General features: G+C 34.9%; 19 protein-coding genes. 2 read left to right on the top strand and 17 right to left on the bottom strand.

Going from position 1 to position 20,598, the window contains the following annotated elements; genetic code table 11:
- Nucleotides 1–96: 96 nt before the first annotated feature.
- The 8 genes from BC962_RS03325 to BC962_RS03290 form a co-directional block, all read right to left on the bottom strand.
- Nucleotides 97–2,367, bottom strand: a complete 2,271-nt coding sequence (locus BC962_RS03325; RefSeq protein WP_121344470.1) for a heparinase II/III family protein — start codon at nt 2,365–2,367, stop codon at nt 97–99.
- A 10-nt stretch (nt 2,368–2,377) separates the two neighbouring features.
- Complete coding sequence (locus tag BC962_RS03320; RefSeq protein ID WP_121344934.1) at nt 2,378–4,687, bottom strand: chondroitinase-B domain-containing protein; 2,310 nt, start codon at nt 4,685–4,687, stop codon at nt 2,378–2,380.
- 593 nt (nt 4,688–5,280) lie between these two features.
- Entirely contained in the window at nt 5,281–5,730 is a 450-nt protein-coding gene (locus BC962_RS03315; RefSeq protein WP_121344469.1) for a DUF6730 family protein, read from the bottom strand.
- An 11-nt stretch (nt 5,731–5,741) separates the two neighbouring features.
- A complete protein-coding gene (locus BC962_RS03310) occupies nt 5,742–6,608 on the bottom strand; it encodes a relaxase/mobilization nuclease domain-containing protein (RefSeq protein ID WP_121344468.1) in 867 nt (288 codons plus the stop codon).
- Nucleotides 6,605–6,901, bottom strand: a complete 297-nt coding sequence (gene mbpA / locus BC962_RS03305) for a mobilization protein MbpA (RefSeq protein ID WP_121344933.1) — start codon at nt 6,899–6,901, stop codon at nt 6,605–6,607. The genes BC962_RS03310 and mbpA overlap by 4 nt, the downstream gene beginning before the upstream one ends.
- Nucleotides 6,902–7,004: 103 nt before the next feature.
- Nucleotides 7,005–7,733: a toprim domain-containing protein gene (locus BC962_RS03300; protein WP_183075436.1), complete on the bottom strand. Its 729-nt coding sequence runs from the start codon at nt 7,731–7,733 to the stop codon at nt 7,005–7,007.
- A 504-nt stretch (nt 7,734–8,237) separates the two neighbouring features.
- Complete coding sequence (locus BC962_RS03295) at nt 8,238–9,446, bottom strand: primase-helicase family protein (RefSeq protein ID WP_121344466.1); 1,209 nt, start codon at nt 9,444–9,446, stop codon at nt 8,238–8,240.
- Nucleotides 9,447–9,796: 350 nt separating this feature from the next.
- Nucleotides 9,797–11,023 (bottom strand): site-specific integrase, encoded by a 1,227-nt coding sequence (locus BC962_RS03290; protein WP_121344465.1) that lies wholly within the window; start codon nt 11,021–11,023, stop codon nt 9,797–9,799.
- Nucleotides 11,024–11,187: 164 nt separating this feature from the next.
- On the opposite strand from BC962_RS03290, the gene BC962_RS16295 reads away from it, so the two are divergent.
- Together BC962_RS16295 and BC962_RS03285 are read left to right on the top strand one after the other, a co-directional pair.
- Nucleotides 11,188–11,343, top strand: coding sequence for a hypothetical protein (locus tag BC962_RS16295; protein WP_183075435.1), 156 nt, complete (start codon nt 11,188–11,190; stop codon nt 11,341–11,343).
- Nucleotides 11,344–11,473: 130 nt separating this feature from the next.
- Nucleotides 11,474–12,688: a site-specific integrase gene (locus BC962_RS03285; protein WP_070237438.1), complete on the top strand. Its 1,215-nt coding sequence runs from the start codon at nt 11,474–11,476 to the stop codon at nt 12,686–12,688.
- 120 nt (nt 12,689–12,808) lie between these two features.
- Here the strand turns inward: BC962_RS03285 and BC962_RS03280 are convergent, their stop codons facing one another.
- From BC962_RS03280 to BC962_RS03245, 9 genes are all read right to left on the bottom strand, one after another.
- Nucleotides 12,809–13,588, bottom strand: coding sequence for a M90 family metallopeptidase (locus tag BC962_RS03280; RefSeq protein WP_121344464.1), 780 nt, complete (start codon nt 13,586–13,588; stop codon nt 12,809–12,811).
- A 14-nt stretch (nt 13,589–13,602) separates the two neighbouring features.
- Nucleotides 13,603–13,815 (bottom strand): heavy-metal-associated domain-containing protein, encoded by a 213-nt coding sequence (locus tag BC962_RS03275; RefSeq protein WP_121344463.1) that lies wholly within the window; start codon nt 13,813–13,815, stop codon nt 13,603–13,605.
- 20 nt (nt 13,816–13,835) lie between these two features.
- Nucleotides 13,836–16,094, bottom strand: coding sequence for a heavy metal translocating P-type ATPase (locus tag BC962_RS03270; protein WP_121344462.1), 2,259 nt, complete (start codon nt 16,092–16,094; stop codon nt 13,836–13,838).
- Between the two features lie 172 nt (nt 16,095–16,266).
- The gene (locus tag BC962_RS16590) at nt 16,267–16,398 is read right to left on the bottom strand and encodes a four-helix bundle copper-binding protein (RefSeq protein WP_317127952.1); all 132 of its coding nucleotides are present in this window, start codon (nt 16,396–16,398) and stop codon (nt 16,267–16,269) included.
- A gap of 323 nt (nt 16,399–16,721) precedes the next feature.
- Complete coding sequence (locus BC962_RS03260; RefSeq protein WP_121344460.1) at nt 16,722–17,288, bottom strand: helix-turn-helix domain-containing protein; 567 nt, start codon at nt 17,286–17,288, stop codon at nt 16,722–16,724.
- Nucleotides 17,289–17,300: 12 nt separating this feature from the next.
- Entirely contained in the window at nt 17,301–17,477 is a 177-nt protein-coding gene (locus BC962_RS16290; RefSeq protein ID WP_169833977.1) for a hypothetical protein, read from the bottom strand.
- 73 nt (nt 17,478–17,550) lie between these two features.
- Nucleotides 17,551–19,353: an efflux RND transporter periplasmic adaptor subunit gene (locus tag BC962_RS03255; RefSeq protein ID WP_121344459.1), complete on the bottom strand. Its 1,803-nt coding sequence runs from the start codon at nt 19,351–19,353 to the stop codon at nt 17,551–17,553.
- 11 nt (nt 19,354–19,364) lie between these two features.
- The gene (locus BC962_RS03250; protein WP_121344458.1) at nt 19,365–19,847 is read right to left on the bottom strand and encodes a DUF305 domain-containing protein; all 483 of its coding nucleotides are present in this window, start codon (nt 19,845–19,847) and stop codon (nt 19,365–19,367) included.
- Nucleotides 19,848–19,869: 22 nt separating this feature from the next.
- Nucleotides 19,870–20,580, bottom strand: coding sequence for a PepSY domain-containing protein (locus tag BC962_RS03245; protein WP_121344457.1), 711 nt, complete (start codon nt 20,578–20,580; stop codon nt 19,870–19,872).
- Nucleotides 20,581–20,598: the final 18 nt, after the last annotated feature.

Genomic DNA, 20,598 nt, shown 5'->3' with positions numbered 1-20,598 from the left:
TATAGTAAATTGGTAATTGGTTTACCAATTTGGTTTACCAAATATAATAAAAAATTTATATGAAGCAAATGATACCTATGCGAATCTTAAAAGGAATTAAAATTTTAAGAGATAGATCTCAAATTTTTCTCTTGGTTGAAGTTCTACTTCTTGCTTATTCCCTTTTTTTAAATTGCCTTTAGTAGTAAAGCTTATTTTAAAAGGCTTAACTGAAAGTGATTGAATTAAGATCTTACTATCCGTTTTCTTAAGATAAATATCTGAGGATGCAGAAATATCAATTTGAGTGTTCTCTATTTTCAAACTAGATACAGAAAATAAAAATCCCGTATTCCCTTTTATTAATGATTTCAAATCTACTCCCTTCAACTCCCACGGTGTATCTATATTAAGTTGCCATCCTTTCAAATCGGGAGTTTTTTCATCTTCATTTATTCTTGCATCAAATACCTCAAAAGGAAATAGAATTGTGATAAAGCTGAAATTGGCCTGAGGCTTGGAAGATACTATAGACCATTGTTTGCCACGTTGTCCTGAGCTTACTACAGTATCTACAGATTGCAATTGGAGAATATCTAGCCCGGAGCCATCATCAAACGTAGATCTCAATAAATTTGGCGCCTGTTCTGCAGTATAATGTCCTTGCCAAATTTGTTTGTAAGTGTGATCTTTTTCAGCATTAAAATTATCCTTAATAATCCAAAAATCATCTTTTACAAAAATTACTTGTCTGGAATATTCTACTCCAATATTATTAAAGCCGTCATGACTGCCTATATATAGATCAAGCTCAGGATTTGATTCAAATACAATCGTATTTGGCTGGGGCAGCTCTCCAAATTTGCCAAAGCCACTGCCTCCTTTATTAGATTTATAATCCTTTCCTTGAAGTTCGTCATCTACCAAGGCAACATTCTTAACTAAAGAATTTTTAAAAAGTTCAAGATCCTCTAGTGAATAGCGCACTTGGTAATTAGGTAAAATCACTTTGCCATTGGCTATTGCCTGAATTCCCAACATATCCCCATGCTGATGATCTGGCTTTTTATCATCCAAACCAGCAGAAATAACCATCATTTTATCCTTTGCCTCCCAGCCATTACGCATTATATAATACCCGGTTTCTGTAAAAGCTAGAGATTTAAAATCTGGCTGTTTTGTTTTAATATTCTCTAACATCCCTAATTGATTCCCACTTAAATACCAATACATGTCAGATTCGACTTTATTAGTAGCAAAAAATCCCATTCCCGGATCGCTAAAAAGCAAGTATCCCAAGGTCATCGCACCAGAAATGTTATTTCTTTCTGCCCAAGGCGCATCGGTATCATCAGAAAACACAGGCGCAGATCGGTCAGGAAAAGCAATTTTCTCTAGCGAGATAAACAAAGATTTCAACTTTTCTTCCCAGACAGGTCCTACATTAATATCACTATTTTTTGCTAACTGATATACATAAAAATAATTTTTAATATCACTCATGTGGTAATGCACCGTCCTTTCAAACTGAAAACCATCTTTATTTATTTCCGCAGATAAATGTTGCTCCAACAGATCCATCGAACGTTCATACCATTTATCGGTTCCCTCCAAATCTCTTAAAAGAATACTTAGCATTGCAAGTGCAGACATTCCACGAGTTTGATGATTCCCAGAACTAAATTCTTGGTTATTTTCAAATAAATTCGCTCCATGTTGAAGCAAAGTGGCAATTGTTCTTAATTGATCTTCATCTGAATATTGCTTTTCTCCTAAAAACATATTATGAATTTGAAGCCAGTTTAATATTCTATATCCAGAACGAAATACTTCATACACCCCGTTTCCATCGTCAATAGTTTCAAATTTATTAGCTTCTAAAGCTTGGTTTAACGATTGTAATTGGGATGTGAAATAATTTAAGTAGGTTGTATCCTTTTGCTTATAATTATAATAAAAGGCTATATCCACCATTTTATGCTGCCGTGCTAAATGTCTAAGCGCATAGGCATCTACAGCTTCACCGGTTAAATAATTAAATGGTAATTTCCATTTAGCGTCACCTGGATATTTAGAAAGGTGATCTAAGGCTCTTTCAGTATGATGACCTTCAGATGAAGGATAAAGATTATTGTGAGTTTTAAATCTCTCGTCAAAATTTTTCCAATCGTAAAAATATCTTTCTGAAAATTTTTCACGAAAATAATTAGCTAGAACTGCGTTAGAAATAACACCTTTTTCCTCAGCTATTGCATTTTTAACCTCAGGCTTAAGATATGCAACAAGTTCATTATTGGGAATAACTTTCTCTGTAGGAAATTCCTGTGCATGAATACCTGTAGTCATCATAAAAAAGCAAAAAGGAAGAAAAATTTTAATAACTGACATTTATAGAATTTTAGTACATTAATTTTTGCTTCAGATTCTCTTCTATCTTGATCTCTCCGGAATTTTTGATGCTATTATTCTCAGGCTTCTGACCTTTTTCACCCCAAAGGATGGCGATATATTTTACCGAATTGTCTATAAAACTATTATCAGAAAACACGACATTCACTATCCCTCGAGTCTTTAATAGGATTTCTGTGTTTTCTGAAGTACCAGAGTTTTTGAAGGTGTTTCCTGTTAAGATTAGATTACCTCCAATTGTAGATTCATCATAACCGCCTCTATAATAATTTAAAACCTCCTCCTTAATATTGCTGAAATTGGAATTGGTGATGTAAACAAATTCTGCATTGTACTCTCCCTTATCATCGGTTTCTTCTGCCAGATTTATACCGCTCTGAAGATCTTTAATTGTTGAATTTGCTATAGAAATTGTATCGGCAAAAGAGCGTTGAGAAACTTTCAGAAGATTTTTAAATCCGCTAATTTCCGAATTATCAATCCACAAATTATAAGCGCTGGACATATTTTCTTTTAATGTCCCAAAAGCATCCCGGTTCTTTGTGCCCTTTAATATTATGTTTTCCATCTTAAGAGCTCCTTCCGGATTCATTTCGAATGCAGGAGAAGAATTACTTTCTGAAAATTGAAGAATAGCTTTCTTCTTTCCTTTTTCTGATCTAATACTAATCTTTTTATTTATTGGGATAGAAACCTCTAGCTTATAAGTACCAGATTTTACTTCTATAATATCTTCTGAAGCTGTTTTTTGGAGCACTTCCAGTAATTCGTCTGTAGTTGAAACTTTAAAAATCTTAGACTTTTTACTTTCCTTTACCGGAGTATACCAATCTGGCCCATATTCAGATAATTCGAACAAACGTTGATCTTTTTCTACTGGAAGGCTTACAGCACCAATACTTTTAATCTCGGTTCGATTGGTTCCAAAAATATCTTCCTGGATCTTTTCAAAATCAAAACCCGAATAAACCTCTGTTAGATTTTCAACAGGAACGTATAAATAGTCACTGATCTTTTTAATTTTAAAATCCTTTGTAATAATGCCTTTATCCTGCACTTCACTCTTATTGATACTATTTGAAATATTGTTTTTAAAACGTACCCCATCTACAGTATCGTAAGCTACAATTGGAAAATTCTGTTCCTTATCATTATAAATTAAATTATTGGCCAGCAATACACGCTCAGGTCTCGCAGAACGTATTTCAGTAGCAGGCAACACTTCACTTTTATCTACATTAGATCCTACACTAAAATGCCAAGGAGAGATGCAATTAACATAAGTATTGAAAGCAGCAACCACATCGGTCACCTGATTATATCTGTTCAAAGGGGATTTAGGGATTCCATTCATGACCGCTAATGGACTTCTAAATTCTGAACCTTTTAATTTATAAAAATAGTTGTTGGTGATCCAGTGCCCAGTATTTATTACCCGAATTCCACCTATAAATTCTGAATTATCATTTCCAATAAAAACATTTCCATCGATCGTTGCATAATTACCATGTCTTAGAACCAAGGAACCCTCCGATTCGAAAAAAACATTGTGGCTAAATTGATTGAAATTGGATTTGCTTGAAATAATTTCTACCTCCCCATTACATCTATAAAATAAATTCTCAGCAACATTAACGTATGCGGGTGTCATTGAGGTTTCACTAGAACCTATTTGAAGGGTTTCACCGTGAGGACCTCCTTTTCTGGGTCTAGGACCAAAATAATTATTAATGATTTGATGATGAGTATTAATATTTTCATTTCCCTTTAGGAAAACTCTTAAAGTAGGTCCGGAATTAGATTTCCCTGCTATATAACAATGATCTAGCTGATTATTTCTTCCCCAGAACTCTATCCAGTGATCCTGAACATCCCGACTTGGTTGAGTAAAGTTTTCAATTACACAATTAGTGACCCGGGAATGGTTAGCAATATTATCATTATCAACTTTAAATTGAATGACAGAATTAGACGGAGTGAAACCATTTTTGAAATACAAACCGTCCACTATTAGATATTCTCCTGCCAATTTCAGTGAAGATTTCCCTTCAATAGTTACCTTTCCCTTTTCTTCAACACTTAAAGAAATAGGTTGGTCTTTTGTTCCATTTCCCTTGAAAATTAATTCTACATCTTTCCAAACACCACTAGCCATTATAATATTCTCACCAGGTTTGGCAGAAGATACTGCAGAATTAAATTCTGTGATATTTTGAACTAGAATTTCTTTCCTGGAGACTTCTTGTGAAAAGTTTAGGCTGGAAGATAAAAGCGTAAAAAGGAGAAGGAAATATTTCATAATATAATCTGGTTTACCAATTTGGTTTACCAAATATAAAAATAATCACCTCTTTACCAAATATTTTTAGTCATTATAAGAATCTTCTAATTGATTTTTTTCCTTCTCTACACAACTTTAAAAAGTAAACAGACCATTATGTTTAGGAAAAAATATATAAAATTTATTAGCTTTTATAATCCTTCCACCCTAGGCTTATAATAATTTATTGTAATCATATTTTTGAAACTGTATACCTTACATCATCGCGTTTTCTTAGCATGTTTAATTGAAAAAAATCTTCAATTTAATATTTCCATTCTTTTGATAGGTGGGATTTTAACTGATATTCTATTCCATAATTACGGATTTATTTTTCTAAAAACTCATGTCTTCCACAAAGTCCCCCAAATCTACCATAACTAATCTTGCGCGTGGATCCTGTGCTGTTTTTATAGCGTACGGGAAGTTAAGCGTAAAATAAAAACAGCATAGGGCGCAAACTACTTTTGACGCAACTGGTACAGTAAAAAATTACGAATTTACTGGGGTTTCCAATCCATTTACTGTAAAATTAGGATAATTTGCGTCAAGGTCAATTGTTATGACAAAGCCTATTTTTTCTCCTCTAACCACTGCTTAAAATTATCTTCAACCTCTGGGTTTTTCGAGAAATACTCTTGATACTTTTCATTGCTAGTTTCCATAAGGATTTGATAGAGTTCAAATTTTTCGTTCTGTGTTTCACGCAAAGAATACCCAAAATAACCCAAAAGACTTAATGAAAGGATACCCAGTGAACAAACCAGGATCAGCAGATAATTCGGAATTATCCGAGCGTGTTTTAATTTCCTTTCTATCTCCCTTAGCACTTGATCCTTTAAGCTGTTTTCTTTTTGCTGTTGCTCTAAGAATTTATTCAAACTCTTATCCAATGCTTCGGTACTTATTGGAATGCTTAATTCGTGTAGCCTCGTCGAGAGTAGTTGAAGCGAAATAATTGCGGTTTTAAAATCTTCCATCTCATCAGTCATGAGCTCCATAATTTCATCTAGTTTTTTCATCTTTTAATTCTTTAAAATCCTATTCCCGCATCTAAACTTCTTTTAATCACTTGTTTTACTAGGCCTTTGGCTATACTTGCTGCCATATTACCGCTGAGTTGAACCGTTTTATCCAGCAATTTTAAACTTGTGGGGATTTCTTTCATTCTTGTATATGCTGAATTTCTAGTAATCTCACCAATGAGTTTACCACCCGTCATAGATCGGTGTACCTCACTTCCCTTTAAATTCACTCCCTTATATTCAAATCGGAAGCCTTGTAATTGATTTGATTTATTGATGCTTGGAATCACGGTTACTTGGTTCGCCTTCATCTTGCTGATATATTCATCTAATGATTTAGGCCTAGATTCCAATACCCGATCATGGATCTGTTTTATTATCAATCGCTGCGGATTTAGTTCTTGTAATTTTTCTTGTTGTACTTCTCGAACTCTGGTCAGACCTAACTCTTTCGCTACATTGTCTGCAGCTAGCTGACTTCGTTTTCCAATAAAGCTGTCGTTATAGGCTTTCCCATCAAATCCAATCCGGTTGGTATAAATATGTACATGGGTATGTGCTTTATCCCGGTGGACAAATCCAATGGATTGGTTGTTCTGCAAATTCATTTCCTTTAAAAACTTTTTAGAGAGTTCTTCCAAGTCTTTTACGCTTAAGTTTTTTCCATCTTCAATAGTTGGACTTAGTATAAAACTCAAGGTATTATTGATGCAGCGCTCATTTTGCGATTGGATGATCTTAAACTCTTCGGTGATTTCTTCGGGAGTATCCCCTGCCAGATATTCCTTTAGTACTACTTCCGCATCTTTTTCTTGGTTCCATCCGTACCCAATTGATGCTCCCGTTCTTGCTATGGAATGTCCCTTGCCAATCATTTCTTGAAATTTTTTAAATGGGATCTGATTTCCTCGGCAAGCTCTTGTACTTCTTTGGCAAGTTTTGGATTCCCCTTTTTAAACATATTACTAATCCGGCTAAAGTTGTTTTTATATTGAATCAAGAGTTGATAGGCTTCCAATTGTTCTTGAGTAATTCGTTCCACCATATTTATTTTGAATGCCGTAGCACGCAGATATTCAGAAAGGGAAATTCCAGCCCTGGCCGCTCTTTTTTTGAGCAACTTTTTCTCGTAGATCGAGCAGCGTATTTGGATGTATTCTCGTTTCATTTTTTCTTTTAAAATCTTTGCAACCTTCGGGAGCAAAGCAAGATTGTCATGACAATGACACATCTTGCTTTGCTTCTCCAAATGAAATTCTCCCTTTGGGCGTTCACCGGAGTTTTTTAATTTTCTTAATCATTTCTTTTCCTTTTCTAATTGAGATCAGTTGCTCGTTCAGATCCTTATAACCTATGTAGCAATCACTTTTATCTTTCACATTGGAATATCGATCGGTTAGTTCCTTAGAATGCATTCTTCCAGATTCATCCTGATCCAAATACAATTCAACTTCCTTATAATTTTCAAACAATTCCGAAACTGCTTGTAAAAAAGAGAGCGAGTTTAAAACAATCACATCGGAGTTTTCTAGTTGATTTGGATATAACTCAGCCATGGACAACAGATCGAACATCCCTTCTATAATTATTAAACGGTCTGCATTGTTTTTTAAATAAGTATAGGCTTTAGGAGAACTAGAGATCTTAAAATATTTATTTCGAAGTTCCCAACCACCCTCCTTATTTTGAAGACCGATTGAAAAATAGAACTTCCCAATAATTTGATAATGAACTTCCTTGCAATATCTCTGCGCTGTTTGTATCGAAATCATTCTAGCATCCATATATTGAATCAAACCTTGATGTTGGATGGGTTTCATTTCTAATATTTTTATTTCTGGCCTTTTTGGCTTTTTTAAAATGGGCTGCTGAAAAAAAAAGAAGTCCTTTTCTTTACTTAGAAGTTCTAGTGCTTCTCTAACTGAACACTTTTTCATAGCCACGATCAAATCCAGCCCGTTTCCGCCTGTTCCTAGTCCATGGTCATACCATTTGTTCAAAAGCAAAGAAACTTTGAAAGAGGCCTGCGTTTCTGACCGAAGGGGACTCAGAAACCAGGCTTCTTTCTCCGTTGTCCTGCTCGGAAAGTGCCCGAAGCTGGCTAGCGTTTTTACGATGGACAGCTTTCGGGCTCTTTCGCAGGTGATTCTTTTTGAGTTCATTATCTCTTATTTTACTATTTATATTTTTTCTTTCAGCAGCATTTTTTTTGTGTGGAATTGTACTTATTTATTAGCTTCCTAATGCTTAAATTATTTGTCATCATTTTATTTTTGATGACACTTTGATGACACTTTGATGACAGCCGTATCTCTTACTATCACTGGTCTAAGAGTATTCTGTCATCAAATCATCAAAAAAAGAAAGAATTTAAAAGTGTTTACTCCAAAAACTGGTTTGATTTTGATGAAATGATGACAACGCCCCAAACCCCCTCTAAAATCAAGGGTTTCGGTGTCATCATTTTGTCATCAAATCATCATTTTCCTTTTTATTTCTCGATTTTAATCTGAGTTTTGATCTTCAAAATGCTCCAAAAGGAACTTTTTATTTATAGTGAAATAGCGTCCTTTGCCATCTGTAAAATTGGTGCTACCATCTCCCCAGAGCGTAAACTTTTGATAACGGTTCGAATTCGGACTGCTTTCAAGCTTCCAGTCTTTCTTAAGAATTTTCCGGATCTGGGTTAAATCGGTTCTCAATCTTGTTTTGCTTAAAGCGTTTAAAGCGTCCAACGGACAAAACTTGATTTCTTCGAGATCGTGATTTTCCATCACCATCAGTAATATGCTTGCCAGTTCTTTCTCTACTCTATTTCGGTTATTTTGCACCAACTTGAAAAGTGCGGGAGTCTCTATTTGTTTGGGGGTAAACCACATCCTGGTTTGATGCGGACTATGTGGCTTTCGAGTTTGAAGGAAATATAAAAATGCAGGAATTTCCTGTTCTAAATTTTCTAAAAAACTCGTGATTTCCTTTTTAACTGATGGAACTTTCAATACCCAGAACCGGGTTTCATGATGGTCTATTTTTATAAAGTTCTCTTCGTTGTTACTGCAAAGGATGAACTTCCCAAAGAATTCTACCTCTCGCTTATCAACTCCTTTTTTTTCAAGTTTATTATAATTGGTCGTGCTTAAATACTTGATTCGCTCAGTGAGTTCCTCTTTATTGAACAAGACTTCATCGATGCAAATCAGCAATTTATTGGCCCAATCTGCATTAAACTGACTGCTAAAGCTATCATTGGTAAGATAAGTAAGATTGTTTTCAAAGATTTGCTTGAGCCATTTTAAAAAAGTACTCTTACCCGTGGAACGCTCACGGGATACCAGACAAAGAATAGGAAGTATTTGGATGGGTTTGGTATATAAGAGTTGGAGATAATCCAAACCCAGTTCAGAGTGATCCCCGAAAATATGTTTTACAAATTTTAAGGATTCACTGCAACATCCTTCCAGTATATGATGGTTTAACGGAGAATAGGTGTTGTAAAAGTTGTTATAGGTGGATTGAAAATTAAGATGATCCGGAATACAGGTAAAGCCATCGTATTTTGGAATACTGGCTAGAAATGTTTTTCCATGGTCTTGGCGAATAGTTTCAATGTTCCAAGAAACCAAAAGTTCATTTACCTGTCCGGCAATGGTGGGTGCTTCAACTATTTTGTAATAACTGACTCCTACCCGTATATATGAATTTTCACTTTGCATCTATTTCAAAGATGTTCAAACGTCAACACTATTCTCTTAAACCATAATTTATATGCTAATAAGAGTAAAATGTATTAACAAAACATCAATTCAAGATACAAAATTTCAGTTTTATTTAAACATTATTCAGTTAAAATACCTATTTAGTAAGAATAGTTCAATCTGATGTCAGATGAGTACAAATTTTATATAAGTTAGTACAGAATCATATCAAATGAGTTAATTTGAAATATTACAGTTTTTTGGAGAAAATGAACAAATAAGAAAATGTCGTCAGATTTTGATTTTTTGGTCATTAATACAAGAGAAAATAAAAGGCATTTCCTTTATAAAATTTTTAAGCGAGAATATTATTCCCTGTTTTTATCCTGCATATCAATTCTTTTCTTCAATAAATTCATATCCTCGCTTAATTTATCATCCAGTACCTTGGCATAATGTTGCGTTATTTTAAGGGATTGATGACCAAGCATTTTACTTACTGATTCTATAGGCACACCATTGGAAAGGGTAACAGTTGTAGCGAAGGTATGCCTGGCCATGTGAAAAGTCAAATTCTTATTTATTTCACAGCGATCGGCTATTTCTTTTAAATAACTATTCATTCGTTGGTTAGAATACACTGGGAGTAACTTTTCAGTTGGACTATCTAGATCTTTATATTTATCAATAAGTTTTTCAGCTACGGGAAGGATTGGAATGCTGCTCAAGGATTTAGTTTTTGTTCTTTTTATTTTAATCCATTGGTTTCCATCAATACCTTTTACAATATCATCAGCAGTTAGTTTGAAAACATCGGCATATGCCAAACCTGTGTAACATGAAAAAAGAAAAATATCCCTCACGTGTTCAATTCGTGGAATAGTAAATTGCTTTTCCATGATGCTAATGATTTCTTCTTTAGTTAAGAATTCACGTTCAATTACCTGAAGCTTAAGTTTGAAATTATAGAACGGATCTTTTTCTATCCAGCCATTTGCATAGGCTACTCGTACAATCTTTTTAAGATAAGCAAGGTACTTTACAGCAGAATTATGAGAATGATTTAGTTCAGTTTTTAAATAATAGATAAAACTATTAATGAATTTAGTATCAATATCCTTTACTGGATAATCCTTCATTTTATAATCGAATTTAATAAAAGAAGAAATATGCTTTTTTGTGGTTTTATAACGCTGCAGGGTTCTAAAAGAATAATCCCTTCCTATTAGTTTTTCCATTCTAGAATTATGTTCTTCAAACATTTCTACTATGGATTTCTGATTATCATTATTTCCTAAGTACACATCTTTAATTTTTAGAGCAGAAATCTCCTCTTGATTGTCTAAAAATTTTTGATAGATTTCATAAATCCTATTTTTGATGATGTCTAAATTCCGATTTACTTGTTTAGCTTCAATGGATGTTCCAATAACTTTATTTGCTTTAGGATTCCACTTTGAGCGTGTAACTTTCCTCATTGTACTTAACTCAACTCTTCTGCCTTCGTAGGTGATTCGCAGATAAACGGTAGCTTGAATAGCATTTTTATCTTTACTTTTTCTTGTATAGAATAATATTGATAATTGATCTTGCATCCTTTTTAGTTTAAAATTACATCTAAATTTACCTGAAAAAATTATAACTAAAAACCCCTAAAGCTTTATTTAACAGTCACTTACAAGCCATTCGGGGACACCTAACCAATTAACTAGAGTGTCCCCGAATTAGACACCTTTTAGATGTATTTATATGATATCAAATGAGTACAAGAAAAAAGAAAAACCCTATAAACAGTGAGGTTTATAGGGTTTTGGTGTTATTTGATACGTTAAAAGTACTCGAGGCGGGAATCGAACCCGCACTCCCGAAAGAACTGGATTTTGAATCCAGCGTATTTACTACTAAATTTCCATAAGATATATTATAATCAACTGATTAGCATATATTTAATTTTATATAATATCAATTGATATCGTTTAAAATCATAATTTGTTGTACCTATGTTGTACCAAAAATGATTATCTTTATATCCTAATATTTAAGATATGTCATCAAATGCAAAAATAGTACTTCGGAAAAAGCCTAATAAAGAAGGACATTGTCCTCTTTGTATTCGTATCACAAAAAACCGTCGCTCAAATTATCATTATATAGGTCATAATATTGACCCAAATGATTGGGATGTGAAAAATATTAGAGTTAGAAAATCACATCCTTACTCAGATAGGTTAAACGGTTTGCTTAGTACCAAACTGTCTGAGGCAAATAAAATGCTGATTGATTTGCAGTCGAGCAAAAAGGATATATCGGCAAATCAAATAAAAGAGAAACTTTATGCTTCTTCGGAATCAGTTACTTTTTTTGAAGTGGCACAAGACTTTCTTGATGATTTAGAAGCAAACGAAAAGCTGTCTAGGCTTTCAACAGATAAAGCAAGAATTAATCACGTTTTAAAATTTACCACGTCAAAGCAGCTAACCTTTCAAGAAATTGATGAAAATTTTCTAAAGAAATTTAAAACCTACCTCCGTACAAAACACAACCTATCAGAAAGGTCGATAGTAAATAATCTTATTGTGATTAGAACTATCTATAATAGGGCCATAAAATTGGGTATCGTAGATAGAAAACTTTACCCATTCGGTTCGGATAAAATACGAATTAAGTTCCCTGAAACTGAAAAAATAGGTCTTACTCGAAATGAAGTCATAGAGCTAGAGTCAGTTGATAACCTTACCAAGAATGAAACTCACGCTAGAAATCTCTGGCTTTTCAGTTTTTACTTTGCTGGCATCCGTGTAGCTGATATATTAAAAATTCGTTGGAACGACATTTTTGATAATAGACTTCACTATCGAATGAACAAGAATTCAAAACTGTTATCCTTAAAAATTCCAGATAAAGTTTTTCCAATTTTGAAAGATTACATAAATGACAAGCAGAGCGAAGAGGACTTTATATTTCCTGAAATGAAAAAAGCCGATTTAAAAAATGCTAAAGATGTTTATGCTAAAACAAAAACCGCTAATAAGAAATTCAATAAATATTTGGTAACGGTAGCTGATAAAGCCAAAATATCAAAAAAAGTAACTATGCATATTGCTAGACATACATTTGGGAATATATCGGAAGATAAAATCCCAATTAATATGCTCCAAAAATTATACAGACATTCATCGATTACCACTACAATAAATTATCAATCTAACTTTATGCATAGAGATGCGGATGACGCATTAGATAGCGTGGTAAATTTTTGAAGGGATAAAAAAATCAATTAGCGGATATTTTGAATATGCTAAACCTATCTGTAACAACAAAATATCTGTTCTTTATCTTTTCCAATTAAAAATTTAGTCTTTCCTAAATAGGAATTAAATTTAAATTGGATCCGCTAATTTTTGATTGAAACATTTTACCAACATTTTATATAGGTCAGGATGTTTCTTTTTGAGTAAGTCTGGACGCTCGAAGAAATATTCTGAAGCTACTGCAAAGAATTCAGCTTGATTTGTACCTCCATATTTTCGGATATCAGAATGATTGTCGTTTATGGCTTCCATTTCCTTATGAATTAAATTCAACCAAGGTAATGCATATTGATGTTCTAATAATCGCTCTGGAACTCCATCTGTACTATCATCCAGCTTATCAATAAGATGCACAAATTCGTGTATGCCAGTATTACTTTTATCGGTTGTGTTTTTAAAGCCGTGGTACAATGCTTTTTTAGATAAAATCATTTGCTTCTCAAAACGTCCATTCCCAACTATTCCACCAATATTTCTTGAGTTATCCTTACTACTAAATTGCATATCCTCATTAAAATAATCTGGATATAAAAGGATACCGCTTAAGTTGGTGTAATGCCATTCTTTAAAACCAAAAACAGGGATTACTGCGCTTGCCGCAATTAAAATCTTATCCAATTCTTCCAATTCAAACTGCACAGCATCGATATAGACCTCACTTAAAAATTGCATCATTTTTTGCTGAAAAATAAGCTGCCTATTTTTTGAAAGGTTTCTGTAAAACAGCACATTATCCATCAGTAATTTGTGCCAATCCTCTGGAAATGGCTTTACACTATGGCGTTTCGCTTTTCTATAAAAATGAACAGCAAAGAGAACAATCACAACTAAAATTAAAATGTAAGCCATATTAAAAAAACGTATTAGTCTACAGGTTCCGCCTTAAATCCTACTTTTTTCAAAGTTGATTTTACGTCTTCTTCGGTTGCACCATCGCTTTCAATGGTTAGGATTTTATCAGGATTAGAGGTATCTACTTCCCAACTTTCTACACCTTCTTGTTTGTTTAAAAAAGGGGTTACTTTCGATACACACCCACCACAATTGATATTTGTTTTAAATTTTAAAGTTTTCATAGTATTGAATTTATTTATTATTAAAGTTTTACTCGTTTAAGTCTTAAGCTATTTGCAACAACGGATACACTACTGAATGCCATTGCTGCACCTGCAATCATCGGGTCTAATAAAAATCCATTTACGGGATAAAGAACCCCTGCTGCGATTGGAATACCAATGATGTTGTAAATGAATGCCCAAAATAAGTTCTGACGTATGCCCAAAACAGTTCTTTTTGATAGTTCCAATGCTTTTGGGATGGATTGTAAATCCGATGTTATCAAGGTCATTTTCGCTACATCCATTGCTATATCCGAACCTTTACCCATTGCAATACTCACATTGGCTTGCGCCAAAGCGTGCGAATCGTTGATACCATCGCCTACCATTGCGACTATCTTTCCATCTGCCTGTAATTTTTCAACAAAAGCGGCTTTGTCCGAAGGCATTACTTCGCCCTGGTAATTTGAAATCCCCACCTGATTTGCCACGGCGGAAGCCGTTTTATTGTTATCTCCCGTGAGCATATAGACCTCGATGCCCCTTTCTTGAAGCGTAGCGATGGCTTTTTTTGAAGTTTCTTTAATCCTGTCCGCAATTGCCAGTATCGCAAGCACTTGATTTTCGTTACCCAAGAATATGACTGTTTTTGCCTTCTCTTCCAGACTTTCTGCTGTGTGCATTAAAGTAGCGTCAATTTGAATATTCTTTTCGACCATTAGTTTATGGTTGCCCACATAATATTTTGAACCATTCTCTGATTGCGCCTTTACTCCTTTCCCTGTAATGCTTTCGAAGGAAGTAATTTCTGCTTGTTCAATATTTTCCTCTTTTAAATGATTAACTACTGCTTCTGCCAAAGGATGTTCCGATTGTGCTTCGATAGCCAAAAGAATTTCCTTGTATTCATTTTGATTTTTAAGCTTGTCCTTCCAAAGAATGTCGGTTACCAATGGTTTTCCTTCTGTAATGGTACCTGTTTTATCCAGGATTACTGCATTCACTTTATGGCCGAGCTCTAAACTTTCGGCATCCTTTATAAGGATATTATTTTCTGCTCCCTTACCAATACCCACCATTATGGCGGTAGGCGTTGCCAAGCCCAAGGCACAGGGACAAGCTATAACCAATACCGCTACAGAGGTTAATAAGGCTTGCGAGAAGGCATTATCGCCTCCTACTGACATCCATACTATGAAGGTGACAATGGAAATACCCAATACCACGGGAACGAAGATACCGGCAATCTTATCGACCAGTTTTTGAACGGGTGCCTTACTCCCTTGCGCTTGCTGAACCATTTTAATGATTTGGGAAAGCAAGGTTTCTCCACCAACTTTTTCAGCGGTAAATTGAAAGCTTCCTTTTTGATTAACCGTACCAGCGAAGACCTTTTCCCCTTGGGATTTCTGAACTGGAACGGGTTCTCCCGTTATCATACTTTCATCTACATACGAGCTTCCCTTGGAAACTTCGCCATCCACAGGAATCTTTTCTCCGGGACGTACCAAAATGGTCTGACCAACCTGTACGGATGAAATAGGGATTTCCTTCTCTTCCCCATTCTCAATAATTTTAAGGGTTTTAGGCTGAAGACCCATTAGCTTTTTAATGGCTGAAGATGTATTTGATTTAGCCTTTTCTTCCAATAATTTCCCCAAGGAAATAAAGGTAATAATCACGGTAGCCGCTTCGTAATACACGTGAGGTTCGATACCACGACTTAACCAAAATTCAGGAAAGAAAGTATTGAATACACTAAAGAGGAAAGCGATTCCGGTACTCAAAGCGACCAAGGTATCCATATTAGCTTTACCGTGTTTCGCCTGCTTAAACGCATTGACAAAAAAGCTACGCCCGAACCAAAAGAGTATAGGAAAAGCCAATACCAAAGAAATCCATTTGCCTGGGTCCCATTGCATATAGAACATTCCCAACACAAAAATGGGAAGCGTGAGGATGGCCGACCAGATAGTACGACTTTTTATGTCCTGATAATGCTTTTGCTGAAGTTCTTGCTGTACTTCGGAAGGGTCTTCGGCATCTATGATAATATCGTAACCGACCTGTCTTAGAGCGTTTTGCAATTGTTCTTCGGTAGTGGCTTCGTCATAATCCACCAATACCGAACTGCTGGCAAAGTTAACCTGCGCGTCGTTCACACCTTCGGTATGTGAGAGTATAGATTCAACACTGGATGCACAGGCCGCACAGGTCATACCTGTTACTGGAAAGGATTTTTTTATTCCCTGTTGATGACTCTTTTTTTCGGTTTCAAATATGTTGACTGTCTCCATAAACCTATTCTTATTTATACACTACAAATTTCAGAATTAATAGGCTTTAATATGTTACGTTATATGCTGAATGATTTGTAGAATTCTCCCATATTCCTTAAAACGAATCAAGGACTACAATCATCTTGTAGTCCTTGATAGCGTCTTGCTTAGCAAATAAGCTTTCTACTCTTTAGCTCAAGAATTCCTCGCAAGCTTCAGCACATTTTCTGCAGGCATCTGCACATTCTTGACAATGTTTATGGTCGTGTTTGTCACATACATCCGCACATTTTTTACAGATATCACGGCATTGCTCTACCATACCCCTTACATCGGAATAATTTGAAGCAAGCAGATTTGCCGTGGCGCTACAGATTTCGGCACAGGCCCTATCGGTTCTAATACAATCAACCATCATTTTAATGTCGCCTTCGTCAAGACAAGCATCTGCACAATGATTACAATGTGTTACACAATTATTTAAAGCTTCGATTAACTTTGAATTTTTCATAAATATTTAAGAATTAAAATTAGTCCACTAATATAGCAGACATTAGTAAGGACAATTTAATATTTGAAGTAGTGTTTTTTGTTATGGAATATGCCGAATGATTTGTAAAATTTTCGGATTAACAGAGTTTAACATCAAATCTCATCCAAAGATTTGCGATTCTGATTTGTGCTTTTTTTAAACTGTGTAGGTGTCATTCCTGTAACCTTTTTAAACTGATTGCTTAAATACGCGACACTACTATAATGTAGTTGAAAAGCTATCTCACTCAAGGTTAATTCATCGTAAACTATAAGTTCTTTAACACGTTCAATTTTCTGGTTTATGATGTACTGCTCGAACGTAATACTTTCTACCGACGAAAAAAGTGAACTTAAATATTTATAATCCAAGTTAAGTTCGCCTGTAACAATATCTGCCCATTTGAAATCGAGCTCCTCGGAAGAATGATGGATTTTATCTACAACCAATGTTTTCATTTGTTCAATAAGTTGACTTTTACGGTCGTCAATCAAACTAAAACCTGAATTTTGAAGCGCTTTGGAAAGACCATTTTTGGTCTGGACACTTAATGAAGAAACTAATTTAACCTCCCCCAATTTTATAGAAACATACAGTATTTCAAGTTGTTCCAAAATATTAGATACCGCCGAGATACATCTTGGGCAGACCATATTTTTAATATGGATAATCTCATTCATATAGTACTTGTTTCAAAATAATTTTAATCCAGATTTGTATAGAGAATAATAAACAGCAGCTATTGCAGCAACTACAAAAATCAATACTATCACAACTAAAGCGATAATTTTATCTTTTCTTGAAATATCACTTTTAGGCTGATGTTTCTTTCTGTCATTTTTTCTTCTATTTCTTCTACTTTCACTCATTATCGTTCGCCGTGATAAAACCAAAATTAATTTATGGTCTTATTCAGATTACTTGATTAATCCATAATTCGCTTTATTGTAAAGTTGCATTTACTTCGCCACAGGTTAACATAGCCTCTCCATAATATGGGTTTCGCACCTCTTTTTCCAAACTAATCCAATAAGCTCCCTTATTGTTATCGGCCATTGGACAAAACTGGATATATACATTTTCGTTAACACCAAAAAGTTGCACGCTACTTATCATATGCGCAGAAAGATGTTTAAAATGTGCTCTTTGTGTTGCTATATCTGAATTGTTCTCAATAGTATTAGCCGAGGTCTTTAGTTCTTTTTGAATGGTCATCCAATGGTTATGTGCTTTTTCATCAGATAATAATTTCATATCCACTTTTTTCAAAGATTGGTTTATTTGTTTTCCTGCCTGTTGAGCGCCCTTGGCATCATCATTTACCAAAGCATCTTTTAAAAGGATATAATCATCAAAAACCTGTTTTAACTGATTCTGAAATTTGTTTGAAACTTCAATCCTTTCTTTCATTTGAGAATGGTTGGCTTCATTTGTATTTTCTCCAGAATTATCTTCTTGCATTCCCAAATGCCCTTCGTGGCCTGTCATTGTTTTACCACCAGATGCATTCATCATACTTTTTTTTCCCTGTAATTGTGCAGCGGCATCTACGGTAAATGTTCCGTTAGTTACGACTTCATCTCCATTCTTTAAACCTTGAAGAATGGTATAACTATCGCCATTGGCATTGCCCAATAAAACTTCCCTCATTTCAAAAATAGCTTCATTAGGGTTTGTTTTGACATAGACTACAGAGCGTTCTCCCGTCCACATAACAGCGGTTGACGGTACGGAAACAGTATTCTCGGTGCTTGTTTGCGTACCCTCAATTATACCTTCCACAAACATTCCCGGTTTAAAGAGGTCTTTCTTATTTTGCAAGACCGCTCTTACAACCACCGTTCTAGTTGCAGAATTTAATAAGGGGTCGATGAATGAGACTTTTGCATCAAAAACCTCATTGCGATAAGCATTTGTGGTCACTTTAATAGTTTGCCCTTCTTTTAGGGATGCAATTTGATTTTCATAAGCATCAAATTCTGCCCATACTGTATTGAGATTCGCAATTTTATATAAGGGTTGTCCTTGCTTTAAATAATCCCCTTCTTCTACCATTTTCATTGTTACCGTTCCTGAAACGGTTGCAAAAACCGGAAAGTTTTCTTGCACTTTCCCGGCAGTTTCTATGGCGTTGATTTGCTTTTCTGAAAGTTTCCAAAGTTTAAGTTTGTTCCTAACAGCCTTATACAATTCTGGTTGCGATTCTTTTAATGATGAAGCGGTAAGCAGTTCTTGCTGTGCAGCAACCAATTCTGGCGAATAAATAGTTGCCAAGCGTTGTCCTGCTCCAACACGTTCTCCTGTAGAATTAACGTACAGTTTTTCTATTCTTCCTCCAAAATAGGTAACCTGTACAGCATTTGACTCTTCATTAGCTTTTATCTTACCAGATAATTTAAGGGAATTATTTCCCATTTGTCCTTTTCCTACAAGTGATGTTTGGATATTGGCCAGAGCCATTGCGTTATCGGTCATTTTTATTTCATTGGCATTGAGACCATCTGCACCAGATTCGGCTGGAATTAAATCCATTCCACAAATGGGACAATCCCCAGGTTCTGGTTGCATAATCTGTGGATGCATAGAACACGTCCACATTTGATTAGAAGCAATTTCTTCTGAATGGTCGTGGGTGTCTTTCACATTAATTGTTGCCTTGTCCGCAGAACCTCCACCGAATAGTAGAAAGCCGCCTAACAGGCCAACAATCAAGGCAACACTTATATAAATGATGTTTTTATTCATTTTAATTTTATTTATTTGTTATTTTCCAATCGTTTTATCATTGCTTTCATTTCTGCAATTTCCTTTTCTTGTGCCTTGATAATATCTTCAGCTAACTTTTTAACTTCTGGATCTTGGATATCAGCACGCTCACTTGTTAAAATCGCAATAGAGTGGTGAGGTATCATTGCTTTCATCCACAATATGTCTCCTACCGTTGACTTCTGGTCGCGTACCAATCCTAATGCACCAACAAATAGCACAATGCTACCCCAAACAATGGCGATATTCTTCTTTTTGTTTTGGTACATATTACGCATCGCCACAAACATTATAATGGCCATAGCAGCAATACCCAAGCAACTCATATAAAAACGAGTAAGGCTAAAATAGACGTGATCTAATTGATAAGAGTTTAGGTACATTGTAATGTACATTGCCACAAATGATGCCGCCAGCATACCTACAAATTTTGTGTAATTGTTTTTTTTTGAATTTTGATTTGAATTTTCCATTATATATTGATTTTAGTGTTACTTATTTTCGTTTCTTTTTAATTATTTTTCTAATGGTTGGGGATGAAGTGTACCAAAGTAAAAAACCACTTAATACAGTAATCAACCCTAATAGTGAAAACCCTCGCAATACTAATGTGTTAAAATTGTCTCTACCTTGATAATCCATAGTGTGTGTCATCCAAAGGAAATCGAACCAACGCCAATCCCTGTGTCTTACCGTTTGAAATGCGCCATTTTCAATGGCCACGTAGGCCTTTAAATTTTGAGGTGTTTCATACGAAATTTCATACGCCGGAAGTGGACGACCACGATATTCGTGATGGTCTCCAACTTCATCAATAAGTTCAATACCTGATATTTTGAGGTCTGATAACATATATCTAGTAGCCACTTGTTTTGCTTCATCTCTAGTAATACCATTTTTTATATCTCCAGTACTTGCGTTGAAAAGTGTGGTCTCATTAATCCAATAATAAGGTTTACCAGCTATTTCCAATAGTTCTAAAGTTTGGATTGGTTGCTCTGTATCGAGTTGAGATGTACCGAGTAAATCGTTAAAAGACTTCTGTTTAGGTGCTACTTTTTTAAACTGGTCGCCGTGAATTTCATCTATATCTGTCCAACTGAAATACATCCCGCTAATCGTCCACATCAAAAACTGGATACCTAAGAAGATACCCAAGTAACGGTGTGCTTTTCTAATCCATTTTGCTGTTTTTCTGTTGACCATTATTGTTTTTACTTTATT

Origin of the sequence: Gillisia mitskevichiae (genome assembly GCF_003634585.1) — a bacterium.
Lineage (GTDB): Bacteria > Bacteroidota > Bacteroidia > Flavobacteriales > Flavobacteriaceae > Gillisia > Gillisia mitskevichiae.
Note: the sequence above shows the minus strand (reverse complement) of the source record. Positions and strands in the feature narration are given on the sequence as shown.